The sequence below is a fragment of the Acidovorax sp. Root219 genome (genome assembly GCF_001428665.1).
Taxonomy (GTDB): domain Bacteria; phylum Pseudomonadota; class Gammaproteobacteria; order Burkholderiales; family Burkholderiaceae_C; genus Acidovorax.
The window spans coordinates 245,059-263,517 of sequence record NZ_LMIJ01000014.1; the positions used below are offsets into that span (position 1 = coordinate 245,059).

Genomic DNA, 18,459 nt, shown 5'->3' on the forward strand with positions numbered 1-18,459 from the left:
AATGTCAGAGCGTCGTCGTTTCAGCGGCGGGCCAGCACGAAGCCCACCAGCGCACCGACAGCCAATGCTGCACCGGCGACACGCCACGGCTCGTCGTGAGCATAACGGTCTGCCGCGAGCGCTGCGTCCTTGGCTTGGCGGGCTGCGTCCTGCGCGGCACGCACTGCCGATTCGCGTGCAGTCTGCAGGCCATCGTCCAGCTTCTGGCGCAACAGCTTGATGTCTGGCACGGAATCAAGGTCCTTGCTCGACAGCAGGCCGCGCAGATCAGAGACGAGTTTTTCCAGATCGGCCTGGGTCGTGGAGATGGAGTCGGAAACGCTCATATGGCAAACCTTTCTGTGTACAAAAGAAAAAATCACATCCCCTGTCCGCCTACCGGCCAATGATGTGGCGCTCAGTACCATCTTAGCGGACAGATCGCCAAAACCCTTGTAGGACTTGGACGCAATGGCTTACGACTGGCATGGAGTTGACACGCATCACAGCGCTGCCACGTGCGCGCCGATGGCCAGTGAACTGGTCAACCCCGGCGACTCGATGCCGAACAGGTTCACCAGGCCCGGCACGCCATGCACTGCCGGCCCCTGGATCACGAAGTCGGCCGCAGGCTCGCCCGGGGCACTGATCTTGGGGCGCATGCCGGCATAGGCTGGAACCAACGCGCCGTCCTTGAGGCCAGGCCAATACCTGCGCACCTCGGCGTAGAAGGCATCGCCCCGGGCAGGGTCCACCTGCAGGTCGGCCGGGTCGTCCACCCACTGCACGTCGGGGCCGAAACGGGCCTGCCCGCCCATGTCGAGCGTCAGGTGCACGCCCAGGCCGGCGGCCTCGGGCGCGGGGTAGATGAGGCGGCTGAAGGGCGCCCGCCCGGCCAGGGTGAAATAGCTGCCCTTGGCGTAGTGCGGCGTGGGCACATGGCGGGCGTCCAGGCCCTCTAAGCGCCGCGCCAGGCCGGGTGCGGCGAGGCCCGCCGCATTGACCACCGTACGTGCCAGCAATTCGGTGCCGTCGGCGGCCTGCAGGTGGATGCCTTGGGCCGTGCAGCGGGCATGGGCCAGCGGCGAGTTGAGCGCCACCAGGCCGCCCGCATGCTCCAGGTCGCCCTGCAGGGCCAGCATCAGCGCATGGCTGTCGACGATGCCCGTGCTGGGTGAGTGCAGCGCCGCCACGCACTGCAGCGCGGGCTCCAGCGCTTGCGCGGCCTCGGCATCGAGCCATTGCAGGTCAGTGACGCCGTTGGCACGGGCGCGCACTTCGATGCCCTGCAGCGCAGGGATCTGTTCTGGGGACGTGGCCACGATCAGCTTGCCGCAGCGCCGGTGCGGCACGCCGCGCTCAGCACAGTAGGCGTACAGCAGATCGCGCCCCTGCACGCACAGCCGGGCCTTGAGCGAGCCCGTAGCGTAGCGTGGATGACCTCGCTGTTGCGCGAGCCAGGGCCCTGGCCACCGCCAGGCCCACCACGCCGGCACCCACCACCACGCAGTCGACGGTATCGCTCATCGCGCCGCTGCGTGATCGAAGCCGTCGAGCACGTTCACGGCGTTGTTGCCCAGTTCCGCCGCCGCGTACCCCCCTTCCAGCACGAACACCGTGGGCAGCCCCAGGGCCGCCAGGCGCTCGCCCAGGCGCGTGAAGTCCGAGGTCTTGAGCGCGAACTTGGAGATCGGGTCGTCCTCGAAGGCATCGAGCCCGAGCGAGACCACCAGCGTGTCCGCCCGGTACTGCGCGATGCGCACGCAGGCCTGCTCCAGCGCGGCAAACCATTCATCAGCCGTGGTGCCTGCGGGCAGCGGCAGGTTGAGGTTGAAACCTGCGCCCTCGCCGTCGCCGGTTTCGTCGGCATGGCCCAGGTAGAACGGGTACTCGGTCAGCGGGTCACCATGCATGCTGATGAACAGCACGTCGGCACGGTCGTAGAAGATGCTCTGCGTGCCGTTGCCGTGGTGGTAGTCCACGTCCAGCAGGGCCACACGCTGGCTGCCCTGGTTGCGCAGCCACTGGGCCGCCACGGCGGCGTTGTTGAGGAAGCAGTAGCCGCCCATGAAGTCGGGCCCCGCATGGTGGCCCGGCGGGCGGGTACAGCAGAACGCGGCCCGCGCGCCCTGGGCCACGCGGGCCGCTGCGCTGGCAGCGGCGTCGGCCCCGGCCTTGGCGGCCTCCCAGGTCCCCTCGGCCATGGGCGTGCCGTTGTCCATGGAGTACAGGCCCAGTTTGGCCACGAAGTTGTCCGGCTCCACGTCGCTGCGCAGGCTGCGCACCGGCCACACCGAAGGGAAGGGCTGGACCGAGGCGTTGGCCGCATCCAGCGCCAGCCACTGCGACCATGCGTTCTGCAAGAAAGCCAGGTAGCGCGGCGCATGGACCTGGGCCAGCACTGGTGTGCTGTCCACGTCGGGCGCCAGCAGGCCATGGCCGCGCTCCAGCAGGGCGTCCTCCACATATTGGGCGCGCACCGGCTTCTCGAAGCACGGAACGCGCTCGCCACGGTAGAACTCATGGACCGGCGCATGCCGGTGGTGCAAGGGGTTGTGGAAGGAAATCATGCGGGCACAGACAGGAAATGGTTTCGCCAGCGTCCGTCGATGCATCCCACGGAGGCCGGCAGGGCTCACCACTTTAGCGCGTCCCACACCGCTCGAAACGCAGCCCATGCACCAGACCGCAGCAAAAGCGGGCGCCCGTCAGCGCCGGCAGCCGGCCGCACGTGCCGCGCCTCACGCGCCGGCACCAGGCCTGGTCCGGGCCCAAAAGCCACGGGCTTCCCTGTGCGCGCTAGGCGGTTCGCGCCGGACTTCCCGCCTTGCGGCACATGGACCTGACCGATCCGCTGCGGACCAGGCCGCCCTGGCACAGCGCTTGCATCTCTTTTTGTATCCAAGATTGAATTCTTCAAAATGGTGCAAGCAACAAACTCCCTGGTGGCCGAATTTCCTCCTGTGCCTGACGGTTCACCGCCCCTCCCGCTGGCTGAGCAGGCCTGGCTGGTGCGCTGCGAGCCCGCCGTCGCCGGCAGGCCTGGCGGCCCGCTCAGCGGCCTGCGCTTTGCGGTCAAGGACAACATCGACGTGGCCGGCTACCCCACGTCCGCCGCCTGCCCTGCCTTTGCCTACACGGCCACGGCCCATGCGGCGGTGGTGCAGCGCCTGCTCGATGCGGGGGCAACGCTGGTGGGCAAGACCAACCTGGACCAGTTCGCCTGCGGGCTCAACGGCACCCGCTCGCCGCATGGCGCAGTGCCCAATGCGCTGGACCCGGCCTACGTGTCGGGTGGCTCCAGCTCGGGCTCGGCCTATGTGGTGGCCACCGGGCAGGTGGACTTCGCGCTGGGCACCGACACGGCCGGTTCGGGCCGGGTACCGGCCGGGCTGAACAACATCGTGGGCATCAAGCCGACCAAGGGCCTGGTCAGCGCCCGGGGCGTGGTGCCGGCCGCGCAGAGCGCCGACTGTGTCTCGATCTTCGCGCGCACGGTGGACGTGGCGGCCCGCGTGCTCCAGGTCGCACAGGGCTATGACGCGCAGGACCCCTATGGGCGGCAGCTCACCCTGGCCGCCGAGCCATTGCCCGCCAGCTTCCGTTTCGGCGTGCCCGATGTGCTCGAGTTCTTTGGCGATGCAGCGGCCGAGGCGGCATTCGCCGAGGCCGTGGCCCGCCTCAAGGCCCTGGGCGGCACGCCGGTGCCCATCCCCTACGCGCCACTGGCCCAGGCAGCAGCCCTGCTTTATGAAAGCGCGCTGGTCGCCGAACGCTATGCCGCCGTGCGCAGCTTCTTCGACCAGCACGAGGACCAGGTGGTGGAGCCGGTGCGCAGCATCCTGGCCAGCGGGCGCGGCTACAGCGCGGCCGACCTGTGTGACGCCCAGACCCGGCTGCGTACCCTGGGCCAGCAGGTGGCACCGATGTGGCAGGGCGCCGAGGCCATCGACCTGCTGCTGGTGCCCACGGCCCCCACCCACTACACCATTGCCGCCATGCAGGCCGACCCGGTGGTGCTCAACCGCAACCTGGGCGCCTACACCAACTTCGTCAACCTGCTGGACTATGCCGCCATCTCGGTGCCCAGCAGCCTGCGCGCCGATGGCCTGCCCTTCGGCATCACCCTCATCGGCCCCTGCGGCAGCGACTGGCAACTGGCCGAGCTGGGCCAGCGCTACCACCACGCCACCGGCCTGCCCCAGGCCGCCGGCAGCACGCCCTTGCCCGCGCCCCAACCTATCGCCGGGCTGCAGGCACCCGCCACAGTACGGGTCGCCGTGGTCGGTGCCCACCTGAGCGGCATGCCACTCAACGGTCAGCTCACCGAACGCGGCGCCACGCTGGAGCTGGCGACCGAAACGGCCGCCGACTACCAGCTCTACGCCCTGCCCGGCACCGTGCCGCCCAAGCCCGGCCTGCTGCGTGTGGCGCCGGGCCAGGGCAAGCGCATCGCGGTCGAGGTGTGGCGCATGCCCGCCGCGCACTACGGCAGCTTCGTCGCGCTGATCCCGCAGCCGCTGGGCATAGGCACGCTCACACTGGCCGACTCCAGCAGCGTGCAGGGCTTCATCTGCGAGCCGCTGGCGCTGGCCGGTGCGCGCGACATCAGCAGCTTCGGCGGCTGGCGGGCGTACATCACGTCGCTCAAGGCCAGCAACTGACGCATGCCCCTTTCATCCCCTCACCTTTCAACCTTGCTGCAGGAGCCTGCCATGACATCCCACAGTTCCATCCCATCCACCGGCACTATCACCAGCACTTCGCGCCGCCGCGTCCTCACAGCCTCGGCCGCCACGCTGGGCATGCTCGCAGCCCCTGCCCTGGTGCGCGCCCAGTCCGGCCCCAAGGTCCGCATCGGCTTCTGGCCCGTGGCGGCCGGTTTGCCTTTCTTCGCTGCGGTGGAGAAAGGCTATTTCAAGGAGGCGGGCCTGGATGTGGAGCCGCTCAAGTTCGCGGGCGCCCAGCAGGTGATGGAGGCCATGCTCTCGGGCCGCTCCGACGGCAGCTCCAACGGCACCGGCTCGGCCAACCTGGCCATCGGCGAGATCGCCCAGCCGGGCCTGTTCAAGATCTTCGCCACCAACCCGAGCAACGCCAAGTTCGTGCTCGACCAGTTCATCACCGGCAAGGACAGCGCCATCAAGACCATGGCCGACCTCAAGGGCAAGAAGGTCGCCTCGGGCCCCGGCATCCAGAACATGACGCTGTGCAAGACCATGCTGGCGCGTGCCGGCGCGACGGGTGCCACCGTGACCGAGCTGCCCATTGGCCAGCACATCGCCTCCATCGTCGCCGGCCAGGTCGACGCCTGCTACACCCTGGAGCCCACGGGCACCATCGGCCGCATGAACGGCACCACGCGCATCATCGAATCGGGCGTGGTCGCCAAATACATCCTGGGCGACGCGATGGCGCCCTGGCACGGCGGCGCAGCCAGCCTGACCAGCGAATTCATCAAGAAGAACCCCGAGGTGGCCAAGAAGTTCATCGCCGCCTACGCCCGCGGCATCGAGCTGGTGCGCACCAAGCCCGACGAGGCGCGGCAGTTCATGAAGGGCTACACCGCCATCGAGGGCGCGCTCACGGCCGAGGTGCCGCTGGCCTCGTACATGCTGCACAACGAGTTCAAGCCCAGCGACCTGGCGTACTTCCAGAAGTTCTACGACCTGTTCACCGAAAAGGGCATCTTCGAGAAGAAGGTCGTGGTCGACAGCCTGATCTACAAGGCCTGAAGGGGCGCGCCATGGCCGAAACCACCTCCACCACCGCCGGCGCCTGGTCGCCGCCCGCAGGCAAGGCGGCATCCGCTGCGCCCAAGACGCCCGCCTGGGACAAGCTGCTTCCCTTCGTCGGCCCCCTGGCCCTGTTCATCCTTTGGGACCTGGTGGTGCGGCTGGGCTTCATCAAGCCCATCCTGCTGCCACCACCCGGCGCCACCGTGCTCACGCTGGTCACCGGCCTGGCGGGCGGGCCGCTGCTGCTGGACTTCGCGGTGACCGTCTGGCGCACGGTGCAGGCCTTCCTGATCGCGGCCGTGATCGGCGTGCCGCTCGGGGTGCTGCTGGGCAGCAACGAGCGCGCCTACCGCAGCGTGGAGTTTCTGATCGACTTCTTCCGCTCCACCCCCTCGTCGGCACTGATCCCGCTGTTCCTCCTGATCTTCGGCGTGTCGGACGTGAACAAGGTGGCCATCGCCGCGTTCGGCGCCTTCCTGATCGTGATCTTCAACAGCGCCTATGGCGTCATCAATGCCCGCAAGCAGCGCGTGATGGCGGCGCGCGTGATGGGCGCTTCGCGCTGGCAGATCTTCAAGGACGTGCTGGTCTGGGAAAGCCTGCAGCCCACCTTCGTCGGCCTGCGCTCAGCCGTGTCGATGGCGCTGGTCATCGTGATCGTGGCCGAGATGTTCATCGGCTCCGATAACGGCCTGGGCCATCGCATCATCGATGCGCAGCAGGTGCTCAACGTCAAGAGCATGTACGCCGCCATCCTGGCTGCAGGCGCCCTGGGCTATGCCCTCAACATCCTGTTCCTCGTCGCCGAACGCAGGATCGTTCACTGGAGCGGCCGATGAACACCGTCGTCAATGGCGCCGTGTATGCCGATGTGCCCAAGCGTGTTTTCACACCCGGCCCGGCAGGCACCCACATCACCATCCGCGGGCTGACCAAGTACTTCGCCGGCTGGCCGCTGTACGAGGACTTCGACCTCGACATCCCCAAGCACAAGATCGTCTCGGTCTTCGGCCCCAACGGCTGCGGCAAGAGCACGCTGATCAACATGATCGCCGGCCTCGTGCCCATCGACAGCGGCGAGATCCTGTTCGACGGCAAAAGCCTCAAGGACACCAAGATCGGCTATGTCTTTCAGAACTACCGCGAAGCGATGTTCCCGTGGATGCGCACCATCGACAACATCGCCTACCCGCTCAAGCTCGAAGGCAAGAGCAAGGCCGAGGTGGACCGCCGCATGGCCGAGCTGGTGGCCTCGTTCGACGTGAAGTTCGACCTCAACCGCTACCCCTACGAGCTCTCGGGCGGGCAGCAGCAGACGGCCTCCATCATGCGGGCGCTGGCGCCCAACCCAGAGGTGCTGTTCCTCGACGAGCCCTTCTCGGCACTCGACTTCGAGATGACGCTGTTCATCCGCGAGAAGCTGCAGGAGGTGTTCATGCAGACCGGCACCACCATGCTGCTGGTATCGCACGACCTGGAAGAAGCCGTCTACCTGGCCGACGAGGTGCTGCTGCTGACCAAGCGCCCCACCCGCGTGGCCGAGATCCTGCACTACGACGATGCCCGCCCGCGCACCCTGGCCACGCTCAGCGAGCCGAGCTTCGTGGCCATGAAGAAGCTCAGCCTGGAGATCTTTCAGCGCGAGGTGCGCCGATGAACGCGGCCGAGCTCGAACGCTACCTCGACGCCGCGGCCACGGCCGTCGGCCTGCCCATCGCGCCCGAGCACCGCGCGGCCGTGCTCGGCTACCTGGCGCTGGCCAACGGCTTTGCCGACACCGTCAACGCCGTGCCGCTGGACGCGACGGACGAGCCCGCCATGGCCTTCGTCCCGGTGCTGCCTGCCGGGGGAGGCCGCGCATGACGGCGCACTGGTGGCAACAGGATGCCGCCGGCATGGCACAGGCCGTGGCGGCGCGCGACGTGACCGCCACCGCGCTGGTGACGGCCTGCCTGGACCGCATCGAGCACACCGACGCCCGCGTCAACGCCTTCACCGCCGTGCTGCGGGCACGGGCCCTGGCGCGTGCCGCCCGCATCGATGCCGGCCTGGCTGCGGGGACGCAGGCCGCCCTGCCCCTGCTGGGAGTGCCCTTTGCCGTGAAGAACCTGTTCGACGTGGCGGGCCTCACCACGCTGGCTGGCTCCAAGATCGAGCGCGACCGCCCTCCCGCCAGGGCCGACGGCCTGCTGGTGCAGCGCCTGGAGGCCGCCGGTGCCATCCTCGTGGGGGCGCTCAACATGGACGAGTACGCCTACGGCTTCACCACCGAGAACAGCCACGAGGGCGCCTGCCACAACCCGCACGACCTGGCCCGCATCGCGGGTGGCTCCTCGGGCGGCTCCGGCGCGGCGGTGGCCGCGGGCCAGGTGCCCATCACGCTCGGGTCGGACACCAATGGATCGATCCGCGTGCCGTCTTCGCTGTGCGGCGTGTTCGGCCTCAAGCCCACCTTCGGGCGGCTGCCGCGCACGGGCAGCTTTCCCTTCATCTCCAGCCTGGACCACCTGGGCCCCATGGCACGCAGTGTGCGCGACCTGGCGCTGGCCTATGACGCCATGCAGGGCCCCGAAGCACCTGCCGCACACACCGATGCCGGCTGCGCGCAGCGGCCGGCCCAGCCGGTGGCCCGCGACCTGGACAAGGGAATCACCGGCCTGCGCATTGGCGTGCTGGGTGGCTACTTTGCCGACAATGCCCTGCCTGAAGCGCGCGCCGCCGTGGCCCGGGTGGCGCAGGCGCTGGGCGCACAGGCCGAACCGGTGGAGCTGCCGCTGGTGGAGGCCGGCCGTGCGGCGGCGTTCCTCATCACCAACGCGGAGGCCGGGGCCCTGCACCTCGATAACCTGCGCACGCGCGCAGCCGACTTCGAGCCGCTGTCACGCGACCGCTTCCTGGCCGGCGCGCTGATCCCTGCCGCCTGGGTGGCACGCGCCCAGCGCGTGCGCAGCCGCTATGCCCACGAAGCCGCACGGGTGCTGTCGCGCTACGACCTGCTGCTGGCCCCCGCCACGCCCTGCGCGGCCACGCCCATCGGAACCGAGCGGTTCGACCTGAACGGGCGCGACCTGCCGCTGCGCCCCAACATGGGCCTGCTGACCCAGCCCCTCTCGTGCATCGGCCTGCCGGTGTGCGCCGTGCCGGTGTGGGGCGCGCACGCAAGCCTTCCGATCGGCGTGCAGATCATCGCTGCGCCCCGGCGCGAAGACCTGGCGCTACGCGCCGCCGCCGTGCTGGAGGCCGCGGGCATCTGCCGCGCGCCCATCGCCACTTTGTGAAAGCCATATTTTTCATGCCCTACACCATCAACCAGCCCGAGGTGCTCGCCGAGGTCGAGGCCGTGTTCGCCCGTTACGAGGACGCACTGGTGAACAACCACGTCGAGGTGCTCGACGCGCTGTTCTGGGACAGCCCCCACACCCTGCGCTACGGCGCCACCGAGAACCTGTACGGCTACGCGCAGATACAGGCCTTTCGAGCCGGGCGCCCGGCCCTGGGGCTGCAGCGGCGCCTGCTCAGGACCGTGATCACCACCTACGGCCGCGACTTCGCCACCGCCAATGCCGAGTTCCAGCGCGAGGGCAGCGCCCGCACCGGCCGCCAGAGCCAGACCTGGCTGCGCACCGAGGCCGGCTGGCGCGTTGTCGCAGCCCACGTGAGCCTGCTCGACTGACCCCATCCCCTTCCCGTTGAACCCACCCCTGCCGAAAGGACCGCCATGAAACACGAGAAACCCATGACCCGCCTTGCCAACCCGAACCGCCGCGAATCCCTGCAAGCCCTTGCGGCGCTGGGCGCTGCTGGCACCCTGGGCGGCTGGGCAATGCAGGCCAACGCGCAGGCCCCGCTCACCGTGGGCGTGATCTACGTCGGCCCGCGCGACGACTACGGCTACAACCAGGCCCATGCCCAGGCCGCGGCCGAGCTCAAGAAGATGCCCGGCATCAAGGTGGTGGAAGAAGAGAACGTACCCGAGACCGCCGCCGTGCAAAAGACCATGACCGGCATGATCGCGCAGGACGGCGCCAAGCTGCTGTTCCCGACCTCGTTCGGCTACTTCGACCCGCACCTGCTGGCGCTGGCCGCCAAGTACCCCGACGTGCGCTTTTCGCACTGCGGCGGCATGTGGACCGAAGGCAAGCACCCCAAGAACGCGGGCAGCTTCTTCGGCTACATCGACGAATGCCAGTTCCTCAACGGCGTGGTGGCCGGCCACATGAGCAAGAGCGGCAAGATCGCCTTCATCGCCGCCAAGCCCATCCCGCAGGTGCTGCGCAACATCAATGCCTTCACGCTGGGCGCGCGCTCGGTCAAGCCGGGCATCACCTGCAGCGTCATCTTCACGGGCGACTGGTCCATGGCCGTGAAGGAGGCCGAGGCCACCAACAGCCTGGCCGACCAGGGCTGCGACGTGTTCACCATGCACGTGGACGGGCCCAAGGTCATTGTCGAAACCGCCGCCAAGCGCGGCAAGATGGTCTGCGGCTACCACGCCAGCCAGGCCAAGCTGGCGCCCCAGGCCTACCTGACGGGGGCCGAATGGAACTGGCTCACGGCCTACACCACCATCATCGAGGCGGCCCGCACCGGCAAGCCGCACCCCAACTTCCTGCGCGGGGGCTTGAAGGAAGGCTTTGTGAAGATGTCCGCCTACGGCCCGGCCGTGAGCGAAGCCGCCAGGAAGCAGGCCGACGACACCAAGGCCAAGATGATCGCGGGCGGCTTCGACATCTTCAAGGGCCCTCTCAAGAACAACAAGGGCAAGGAGGTCATCGCCAGCGGCAAGTCGTTCAAGCAGACCGACCTGGAGCTGGAAAAGATGGACTACCTGGTCGAAGGCGTCCTCGGCTCGTTCTAAGCAAGGGACTGCCATGCATTCGGCCGCCAAGGACGTCCTCTTGCCCGTTGTCGCCATCGGGCTGGCTCTGCTGCTGTTCGGCGGCTTCGTCGGCTTTGCGGGCGTGAACCCGATTGACGTGTGGACTACGCTGTTCAAGGGTGCGTTCGGCGACTGGTTCTCGTGGCAGAACACCCTGCAGCGCTCCGCACCACTCATGCTCACGGCCCTGTGCGTGGCCCTGCCCGCGCGGGCGGGGCTGACCATCATCGGGGGCGAGGGCGCACTGGTGCTCGGCGGCCTGGCCGCCGCGGCGCTGCCCATGGCCGTGGCCTTGCCCGACAATGTGGCGGGCACGGCGCTGGCCTGTGCCGCAGGCGCCGTGGCCGGTGCCCTGTGGATCGTGCTGGCGGGCTGGCTGCGCCAGTACCGCGGCATCAACGAGACCATCAGCAGCCTGCTGCTGTCGTACGTGGCCATCGGCCTGTTCAAGCACTTCGTGGAGGGCACCCTGCGCGACCCTGCCAGCCTGAACAAGCCGGCCACGCCCAGCCTCGATCCGGGCCTGCTGATCGGCGGCATCGGCGGCTCGGACGTGCACTGGGGCCTGGTGCTGGGCGTGCTGGCCTGCGTGGCGCTGGGCCTGTGGCTGCACTGGACGGCCTCGGGCTTCTCGATCCGCGTGGTGGGCGGCAACCCGCGCGCCGCGCAACTCGTGGGCCTGCCGGCCACCCGGCTGATCCTGGTGGCCTGCGCCCTGGGCGGCGCGGCGGCAGGCCTCGCCGGTGCCGTGGAGGTGGCGGCGGTGCACACCAATGCCAATGGCGCGCTGATCGCGGGCTACGGCTACGCCGGCATCCTCGTGGCCTTCATCGCGCGGCACAACCCGATCGCCATCATCCCGGTGGCCATCCTGTTCGGCGGCTTCGGCGCAGCCGGCAGCCTGCTGCAGCGCCGCCTGGGCCTGCCCGATGCCTCGGTGATGGTGCTGCAGGGCATTGCCTTCGTGCTGATCCTGGCCAGCGAGGCGCTGCGTGACGTGGACTGGCGGGCCCTGTGGGCCCAGCGGCGCAGCCGGCCCGCCGAGGCGACGACTCCAACCGCCCCTCCCACCGCGAATGTGGAGCCCATATGACCGCAGACCAAGGGATTGCCCTGGTGGCCGGCATCGTGGGCGGGGCCCTGCGCGTGGGTGTGCCCTTCCTGTTCGTGAGCCTGGGCGAGTGCCTGACCGAGAAGTCGGGCCGCATCAACCTCGGGCTGGAGGGGGTGCTGGTGCTCTCGGCCATGACCGCCTTCGGCGGCGCCTACCTGACCGGCTCACCCTGGCTGGGCGTGTTGGCAGGGGCCACGGCAGGTGCCCTGCTGGCCACGCTGCACGGCGTGCTGTGCTCGCTGCCGCGGGTGAACGACGTGGCCACCGGCATTGCGCTGATGCTGCTGGGCACGGGACTGGCTTTCTACCTGGGCAAGCCGCTGATCCAGCCGCAGGCACCGCAGATCCCGGCGCTGGCGCTGGGCGGCTGGAGCGATTCGCCGGTCGTGCAGTCGGCCCTGCAGGTCAACGCCCTGCTGCCGCTGGGCATCGTGCTGGCCGTGGCCCTCTGGTGGGCCTTTGCGCGCACCCGCTGGGGCCTGCTGGTGCGGCTGGCGGGCGACTCGGCCAACGCCACGCGCGCGCTCGGCTATTCGGTGCCCGGCATCCGCATCGCGGCCACGGCGGCGGGCGGCTTCATCGCCGGGCTGGGCGGGGCCTCGCTCACCCTGTTCTACCCCGGCAGCTGGAACGAGGGCATCTCCAGCGGCCAGGGCCTGATCGCCGTGGCGCTGGTGATCTTTGCACGCTGGAGCCCCTTGCGCTGCATGGTGGCTGCCATGCTTTTCGGCGGGGCCGGCGCCATCGGCCCGGCGCTGCAGTCGGTGGGTGTGGGCTGGGGCTACCACCTGTTCAACACCGTGCCCTATGTGCTGACCCTGCTGATCCTGGTGCTGACCTGCAAGCCCGGCAGCGTGGCCGCTGGCAGCCCGGGCGAACTCTCTTCCAGCAAATAACCCTCCGAAGGAACCGCCCTCGTGACCACCCCAACCACCCGCCATGTCCAGGCCAACCCCTATGCCTGGCCCTACAACGGCGACCTGCGCCCGGACAACACCGCGCTGATCGTGATCGACATGCAGACCGACTTCTGCGGCATCGGCGGCTATGTGGACGTGATGGGCTACGACATCGCCTTGACGCGCGCGCCCATCGCGCCGCTGCAGCGCCTGCTGCCGGCCCTGCGGGCGCAGGGCTACCGCGTCATCCACACCCGCGAGGGGCACCGGCCTGATCTCGCCGACCTGCCGGCCAACAAGCGCTGGCGCTCGCGCCAGATCGGCAAGAACAGCCTGGGCATCGGCGACACCGGGCCGTGCGGGCGCATCCTGGTGCGCGGCGAGCCCGGCTGGGAGCTAGTCCCGGAACTGGCGCCGCTGCCCGGCGAGGTGGTGATCGACAAGCCCGGCAAGGGCTCGTTCTACGCCACCGACCTGGACATGGTGCTCGGCCTGGCAGGCGTGCAGAACCTGGTCCTCGCTGGCATCACCACCGACGTCTGCGTGCACACCACGATGCGCGAAGCCAACGACCGCGGCTACGAATGCCTGCTGCTGTCCGACTGCACGGCCGCCACCGACCCGGCCAACCACCAGGCCGCATTGAACATGGTGACCATGCAGGGCGGCGTGTTCGGTGCACATGCCCCCTCCAGCGCGCTGCTTGCCGCATTGGCTTGAAGGAAAAGGAAGCTCCCATGCCCGAACAACCCATAGGCGCCCTGCCCACAGGCACCGGTGCATTGGCGCTGGAGACCTGGAACCTGACCAAGCGCTTTGGCAGCTTCACCGCCATGGACCGTGTGAGCATGCGCGTGGAGCCCGGCAGCGTGCACGCCTTGCTGGGCGAGAACGGCGCGGGCAAGAGCACGCTGGTCAAGTGCGTGGCGGGCTTCCAGAGGGCCGAGGAAGGCGCCATCCTGCTGGACGGGCGCGAACAGGCCATCGCCAACCCCATCGTCGCGCGCGGCCTGGGCATCGGCATGGTCTACCAGCACTTCACGCTGGCCCCGGGCATGACGGTGGCCGAGAACCTGCTGCTGGCCGGCGGCCAGACCCCCGCACTGATCGACTGGCGCGCCAAGCGCGCCGAACTGCAGGCCTTCCTGGCCACCACGCCCTTCCAGCTGGACCTGGACGCACGCCCCTCGGAGCTGGCCGCCGGCGAAAAGCAGAAGCTCGAGCTGCTCAAGCAGCTGTACCTGCGCCCGCGCCTGTTGATCCTGGACGAACCCACCTCGGTGCTGACCCCGCAGGAGGCCGACGAGGTGCTGGGCCATGTGCGCGCCTTTGCGCGCAGCGGCCAGTGCAGCGTGGTCATCATCACCCACAAGTTCCGCGAGGTGATGGCCTATGCCGACGCGGTGACCGTGCTGCGCCGCGGCCAGGCCGTGCACCACGGCCGGGTGGCCGACACCGGCCCGCAGGCGCTGGCCCAGGCCATGATGGGAGACAGCGTCGCGCCGCCAGGCGCTCCCACGCAAAGGCGGGACGCTCCCGTACCAGGGGCGGCGTCGGCAGCGACTGAGCCCGTGCCGCCCGGCGAGGTGGCGCTGCAGGTGGAAGGCCTGCAGGCCCTGGGCGACCGTGGCACGCTGGCCGTGCATGGCCTCGCGCTGTCGGTGCGCAAGGGCGAGGTGCTGGGCGTGGCCGGCGTCTCGGGCAACGGCCAGCGCGAACTGGTCGAGGCGCTGGTGGGCCAGCGCCCGCGCCTGGCGGGCCGGGTGCGGGTGCTGGGCCGGGACTACACGGCCACCCGCGCACAGAACCGTGAGCTCAAGGTGCGCAGCCTGCCTGAGGAGCCGCTGCGCAATGCCTGCGTGGGCGACCTCTCGGTGGCCGAGAACATGGCCCTGCGCGATTTCGACCAGCCGCCGCTGTCCCGGGGCGGCGTGCTGCGTTTTTCGGCCTGGCGCAGCCGGGCGCGCGAGTGGATCGCAGGCTACGGCGTCAAGACCCAGGGCGAGGGCGCCCCCATCCGCAGCCTGTCGGGCGGCAACGTGCAGCGCGCGGTGCTGGCGCGCGAGCTGGCGGGCGAGATCAATGTGCTGATCGCCGCGAACCCGGTGTTCGGCCTGGACTTTGCGGCCGTGGCCGAGATCCACAGCCGCATCCTCGGCGTACGCGAGCGCGGCGGCGCCGTGCTGCTCATCAGCGAAGACCTGGACGAATTGCTGGAGCTGGCGGACCGCATCGTCGTCATGAGCGAAGGCCGCATCGTCCACGAAACACCGGCCGCCACCGCCGAGCGCCATGTGCTGGGCGCCTACATGGGCGGCGGGCACGATCACACACCCTACCAGGAAGCGGCATGAGCCTGACGACCATCCACGCCAACCCTTTCGCCTTTCGCTTCGCGCTGGCGCACACCGCGCTGGTGATCATCGACATGCAACGCGACTTCATCGAACCCGGCGGCTTTGGCGAGACCCTGGGCAACGATGTGTCGCTGCTCGAAGCCATTGTGCCGGCATGCCAGGCCGTGCTGCAGGCTTGGCGCACCGCAGGCGGCCTGGTGGTGCACACGCGCGAATCGCACCGGCCGGACCTCTCCGACTGCCCACCCGCCAAGCGCCTGCGCGGCAACCCGCAGCTGCGCATCGGCGACGCGGGGCCTATGGGCCGCATCCTGGTAGCGGGCGAGCCAGGCAACCAGATCATCCCCGCGCTGGCCCCGGTCGATGGCGAGATCGTGGTCGACAAGCCCGGCAAGGGCATGTTCTACGCCACGGGGCTGCACGAAACGCTGCAGGCGCGCGGCATCACCCACCTCGTCTTCATGGGCGTGACCACCGAGGTCTGCGTGCAGACCAGCATGCGCGAGGCCAATGACCGCGGCTATGATGGCCTGCTGCTCGAAGACTGCACCGAGAGCTATTTCCCCCATTTCAAGGCAGCCGCCATCGAGATGCTGCGCGCCCAGGGCGCCATCGTCGGGTGGACCGCGCCATCGGCCGCGCTGCTGTCGGCATTGGCCGACGCGGTACTGGCCCCGTAGTTGCTAAAGTCGTTTTGTGCAGACCCCTCTCCCCGCCTCCCCTCCTTCCAAACCCAAGCCGGTGCGCAGCTCGCGCGCCGACGATGTGTACGCCCAGCTCAAGCGCGACGTGGGCGAGTTCAAGCTGGTGCCGGGCGACCGCTTCACCGAGAACGAGATCTGCGAACGCCTGGGCGTCTCGCGCACGCCCGTGCGCCAGGCACTGGTGCGGCTGCAGCAGGAGGGGTACGTGGAGGTGCTGTTTCGCAGCGGCTGGCGCGTGCTGCCCTTCGACTTCGACCAGTTCGAGCAGCTCTACGACCTGCGCATGGTGCTGGAGACCACCGCCGTGCACCGCCTGTGCGACGAAGGCACAGGGGCGCTCAAGTCCATCCAGGTCGACCACCGGTTGCTCGACGAGCTCAACAACATCTGGCTGGTGCCACCGGAGCAGCGCAGCACCGACACCCTGCAGGTGGCGGCCTGGGACGAGGCCTTCCACTGCGCCCTGGTGCGCGCCGCCGGCAATGCCGAGATGACGCGCGTGCACCGCGACGTGACCGAGCGCATCCGCATCATCCGCCGGCTCGACTTCACGCAGCAGGCGCGCATCGATGCCACCTACGACGAGCACGCCACCATCCTCAAGGCCATCCGCGCCCACCGCGGCGACCAAGCCGCCATGCTGCTGCGCGCCCACATCCAGACCAGCCAGGCCGAGGTGCGCAAGATCACACTGCACCAGGTGCACATGGCGCGTTTGGGTCCCAGTGCAGGGTAAGTGACACAATCTCCGGGCGTGGGGGATCGCAGCATCCGCCGCTCCCCTCGCCACAGAAGGAGTTCTGCCTTGCCTCTCACCAGCACCCTTGCGCGGCGTCCGTCGCGCATCCACCTGGCGCAGCTGCTGTGTGCTGCCGCCCTGAGTGGCTGTGCACTCACGGCTCCCAGCAGCCCCCAATCCACCACTGCGTCCCCCGCCCTTTCGGCAGAAGCCATCCGGGCACTGGCGCCGGACGGGACGCTGCGGGCCTCAATCAACCTGGGCAACCCGGTGCTCGCCTCGCGCGATGCGGCAACGGGTGCGCTCAAGGGCGTATCCGTCGATCTGGCGCAGGAGCTCGGGCGGCAACTCGGTGTTCCGGTGGAGCTCAAGGCCGTGGATGCGGCCGGCAAGTCGGTGGAGGTGGTGCGTGCGGGTGCGGCCGACGTCGGCTTCTTCGCCATCGACCCGGTGCGCGGTGAAGGCGTGTCGTTCACTGCGGCCTATGTGGTGATCGAGGGTGCCTACCTGGTGCGCGCCGATTCGCCGCTGACGGCCAACGCCCAGGTCGACCGGCCCGGGACCACGGTGGTGGTCGGCAAGGGCAGTGCCTACGACCTGTTCCTCACCCGCGAGATCAAGCAGGCCACGCTGGTGCGGGCCCCGACCTCGCCCCAGGTGGTCGACGAATTCCTCTCGCGCAAGCTCGACGTTGCGGCGGGCGTGCGCCAGCAACTGGAGGCCGATGCCCAGCGCGTGCCCGGTGTGCGAGTGCTGCCCGGCCGCTTCATGGTGATCGAGCAGGCCATGGGCGTGCCGGCCAGCCGCCCGCCGCTGGCGCGGGCCACGCTGCATGCCTTTGTGGAACGCATGAAGGCGAGCGGCTTCGTCGCCACGGCGCTCAAGCGCCATGGCATCGAGGGCGCTGCCGTCGCCGATCCGGCCCCGCTTCGCTGACCCCTTTCCATCCCACTGCAAGGAGATCCCATGCGCCTGAAGTTCTCTGCCGCCGCCCTCTTCCTGGCCACCGCCTTGTCGGCCCAGGCCCAGACCGTGAAAGTGACGCCGCTGGGCGGCATCGACGGCGAACTGTGCCCGCAGGACCGGGCCCTGGTCTTCGAGGACCCCAACGGCACGCGCGTGCTGTACGACCCGGGCCGCACGGTGGCCGGCCCCAACGACCCGCGCCTGGGGAAGATCGACATCATCCTGGTGAGCCACATGCACGGCGACCACATCGGCAATGCGCACAACAAGGCGCCCAACTCCGGGACCTGTGCCAGCCCCGACATGTCCGTCTCGGCCCTGCCCAACTCCAGCGCAGTGAACATCGCGCTGGCCAAGAAGTCCAAAATTGTGACCGGCAGCGAGATGCCGCCCTTCTTCGCGGCCAAGCTCAAGGCCAATGGCGGTGACCCGGCCAACTCGATGCTGGCTCGCTTCGGCGGCAGTGTCACGGTGGGGGGCGTGCGCATCGCCACGGTGACGGCCGTGCACAGCAACGGCGTTGACCCCGACTACATCGGCGGCCAGTTGGGCGATGCGATGAAGGCCGCGGGCATTGCCGGCGATGTCGGCCTGGCGACCGGCTATGTGCTGACCTTCAGCAACGGGCTGGTGGCCTACCTGTCGGGCGACACGGGCATCACCGCCGATCAGGAGCGCGTGGTGCGCGATTACTACAAAGCGAAGCTGGCGGTGATGAACATCGGCGACGGCTTCAGCACCGGCCCTGCCGAGGCCGCCTACGTGATCAATGAGCTGGTCAAGCCAGCGTCCGTGATCGCCTCCCACGTCAACGAGGTCGGCACGGTGGACGGCGTGGTGCGGCCGGGCAGCAAGACCGAGGCCTTCATCAAGGCCTCGCGCGTCCCGGTCATCGTGCCGCTGTCTGGCCGAACCATGGAGTTCACGGCGGCCGGCAACTGCGCGGCGGGCTGCGGCAAGACGAGTAACTGAACCGAAACGAAAAAACCCTTGCAGACCGCAATCTGCAAGGGTTTCGAATTGGTGGGAGATGCAAGTTTCGAACTTGCGACCCCTGCAGTGTGAATGCAGTGCTCTACCCCTG

General features: G+C 69.0%; 18 protein-coding genes and 1 pseudogene. 16 read left to right on the top strand and 3 right to left on the bottom strand.

The annotated features are described in order from the left end of the window. Positions 1-20: 20 nt before the first annotated feature. The 3 genes and pseudogenes from ASE28_RS17020 to ASE28_RS17030 form a co-directional block, all read right to left on the bottom strand. Complete coding sequence (locus ASE28_RS17020; protein ID WP_057203089.1) at positions 21-326, bottom strand: DUF883 family protein; 306 nt, start codon at positions 324-326, stop codon at positions 21-23. A 156-nt stretch (positions 327-482) separates the two neighbouring features. Further along, a pseudogene (locus ASE28_RS17025) lies at positions 483-1,506 on the bottom strand (NAD(P)/FAD-dependent oxidoreductase). After that, entirely contained in the window at positions 1,503-2,549 is a 1,047-nt protein-coding gene (locus ASE28_RS17030) for a histone deacetylase family protein (protein ID WP_057267662.1), read from the bottom strand. The pseudogene ASE28_RS17025 and the gene ASE28_RS17030 overlap by 4 nt, the downstream one beginning before the upstream one ends. Positions 2,550-2,900: 351 nt before the next feature. Here ASE28_RS17030 and atzF point away from each other — a divergent pair, with 351 nt between their 5' ends. The 16 genes from atzF (at position 2,901) to ASE28_RS17110 (ending at position 18,347) form a co-directional block, all read left to right on the top strand. Next, on the top strand, positions 2,901-4,643 hold the full coding sequence (gene atzF / locus ASE28_RS17035) for an allophanate hydrolase (protein ID WP_157422010.1): 1,743 nt from the start codon (positions 2,901-2,903) through the stop codon (positions 4,641-4,643). A 51-nt stretch (positions 4,644-4,694) separates the two neighbouring features. After that, positions 4,695-5,714 carry an ABC transporter substrate-binding protein gene (locus ASE28_RS17040; protein WP_057267664.1) on the top strand — a complete coding sequence of 340 codons (1,020 nt, stop codon included), beginning with the start codon at positions 4,695-4,697 and terminating at the stop codon, positions 5,712-5,714. An 11-nt stretch (positions 5,715-5,725) separates the two neighbouring features. After that, the gene (locus ASE28_RS17045) at positions 5,726-6,556 is read left to right on the top strand and encodes an ABC transporter permease (RefSeq protein ID WP_057203092.1); all 831 of its coding nucleotides are present in this window, start codon (positions 5,726-5,728) and stop codon (positions 6,554-6,556) included. After that, a complete protein-coding gene (locus ASE28_RS17050) occupies positions 6,553-7,374 on the top strand; it encodes an ABC transporter ATP-binding protein (protein ID WP_057267666.1) in 822 nt (273 codons plus the stop codon). Before ASE28_RS17045 ends, ASE28_RS17050 begins: the two co-directional genes overlap by 4 nt. Next, positions 7,371-7,580 carry a DUF4089 domain-containing protein gene (locus ASE28_RS17055; protein ID WP_057267668.1) on the top strand — a complete coding sequence of 70 codons (210 nt, stop codon included), beginning with the start codon at positions 7,371-7,373 and terminating at the stop codon, positions 7,578-7,580. The genes ASE28_RS17050 and ASE28_RS17055 overlap by 4 nt, the downstream gene beginning before the upstream one ends. Next, positions 7,577-8,995 carry an AtzE family amidohydrolase gene (locus ASE28_RS17060; RefSeq protein ID WP_057267670.1) on the top strand — a complete coding sequence of 473 codons (1,419 nt, stop codon included), beginning with the start codon at positions 7,577-7,579 and terminating at the stop codon, positions 8,993-8,995. The genes ASE28_RS17055 and ASE28_RS17060 overlap by 4 nt, the downstream gene beginning before the upstream one ends. A gap of 14 nt (positions 8,996-9,009) precedes the next feature. Next, complete coding sequence (gene hpxZ, locus ASE28_RS17065) at positions 9,010-9,390, top strand: oxalurate catabolism protein HpxZ (protein ID WP_057267861.1); 381 nt, start codon at positions 9,010-9,012, stop codon at positions 9,388-9,390. A 63-nt stretch (positions 9,391-9,453) separates the two neighbouring features. After that, positions 9,454-10,575 carry a BMP family ABC transporter substrate-binding protein gene (locus ASE28_RS17070; protein ID WP_057267672.1) on the top strand — a complete coding sequence of 374 codons (1,122 nt, stop codon included), beginning with the start codon at positions 9,454-9,456 and terminating at the stop codon, positions 10,573-10,575. A gap of 13 nt (positions 10,576-10,588) precedes the next feature. Further along, a complete protein-coding gene (locus ASE28_RS17075; RefSeq protein WP_057267674.1) occupies positions 10,589-11,689 on the top strand; it encodes an ABC transporter permease in 1,101 nt (366 codons plus the stop codon). Beyond that, positions 11,686-12,606 carry an ABC transporter permease gene (locus ASE28_RS17080; RefSeq protein WP_057267676.1) on the top strand — a complete coding sequence of 307 codons (921 nt, stop codon included), beginning with the start codon at positions 11,686-11,688 and terminating at the stop codon, positions 12,604-12,606. The genes ASE28_RS17075 and ASE28_RS17080 overlap by 4 nt, the downstream gene beginning before the upstream one ends. Positions 12,607-12,627: 21 nt before the next feature. Next, entirely contained in the window at positions 12,628-13,329 is a 702-nt protein-coding gene (locus ASE28_RS17085; RefSeq protein WP_057267678.1) for a cysteine hydrolase family protein, read from the top strand. Between the two features lie 17 nt (positions 13,330-13,346). Then, positions 13,347-14,963: an ABC transporter ATP-binding protein gene (locus ASE28_RS17090; protein ID WP_057267680.1), complete on the top strand. Its 1,617-nt coding sequence runs from the start codon at positions 13,347-13,349 to the stop codon at positions 14,961-14,963. After that, on the top strand, positions 14,960-15,646 hold the full coding sequence (locus tag ASE28_RS17095; protein ID WP_057267682.1) for a cysteine hydrolase family protein: 687 nt from the start codon (positions 14,960-14,962) through the stop codon (positions 15,644-15,646). The genes ASE28_RS17090 and ASE28_RS17095 overlap by 4 nt, the downstream gene beginning before the upstream one ends. A 16-nt stretch (positions 15,647-15,662) precedes the next feature. Then, on the top strand, positions 15,663-16,406 hold the full coding sequence (locus tag ASE28_RS17100; protein ID WP_057267684.1) for a GntR family transcriptional regulator: 744 nt from the start codon (positions 15,663-15,665) through the stop codon (positions 16,404-16,406). A gap of 69 nt (positions 16,407-16,475) precedes the next feature. Then, positions 16,476-17,345, top strand: a complete 870-nt coding sequence (locus ASE28_RS17105; protein WP_082608111.1) for an ABC transporter substrate-binding protein — start codon at positions 16,476-16,478, stop codon at positions 17,343-17,345. A gap of 30 nt (positions 17,346-17,375) precedes the next feature. Continuing rightward, complete coding sequence (locus tag ASE28_RS17110; RefSeq protein ID WP_057267686.1) at positions 17,376-18,347, top strand: MBL fold metallo-hydrolase; 972 nt, start codon at positions 17,376-17,378, stop codon at positions 18,345-18,347. The last annotated feature ends 112 nt before the right edge of the window (positions 18,348-18,459 follow it).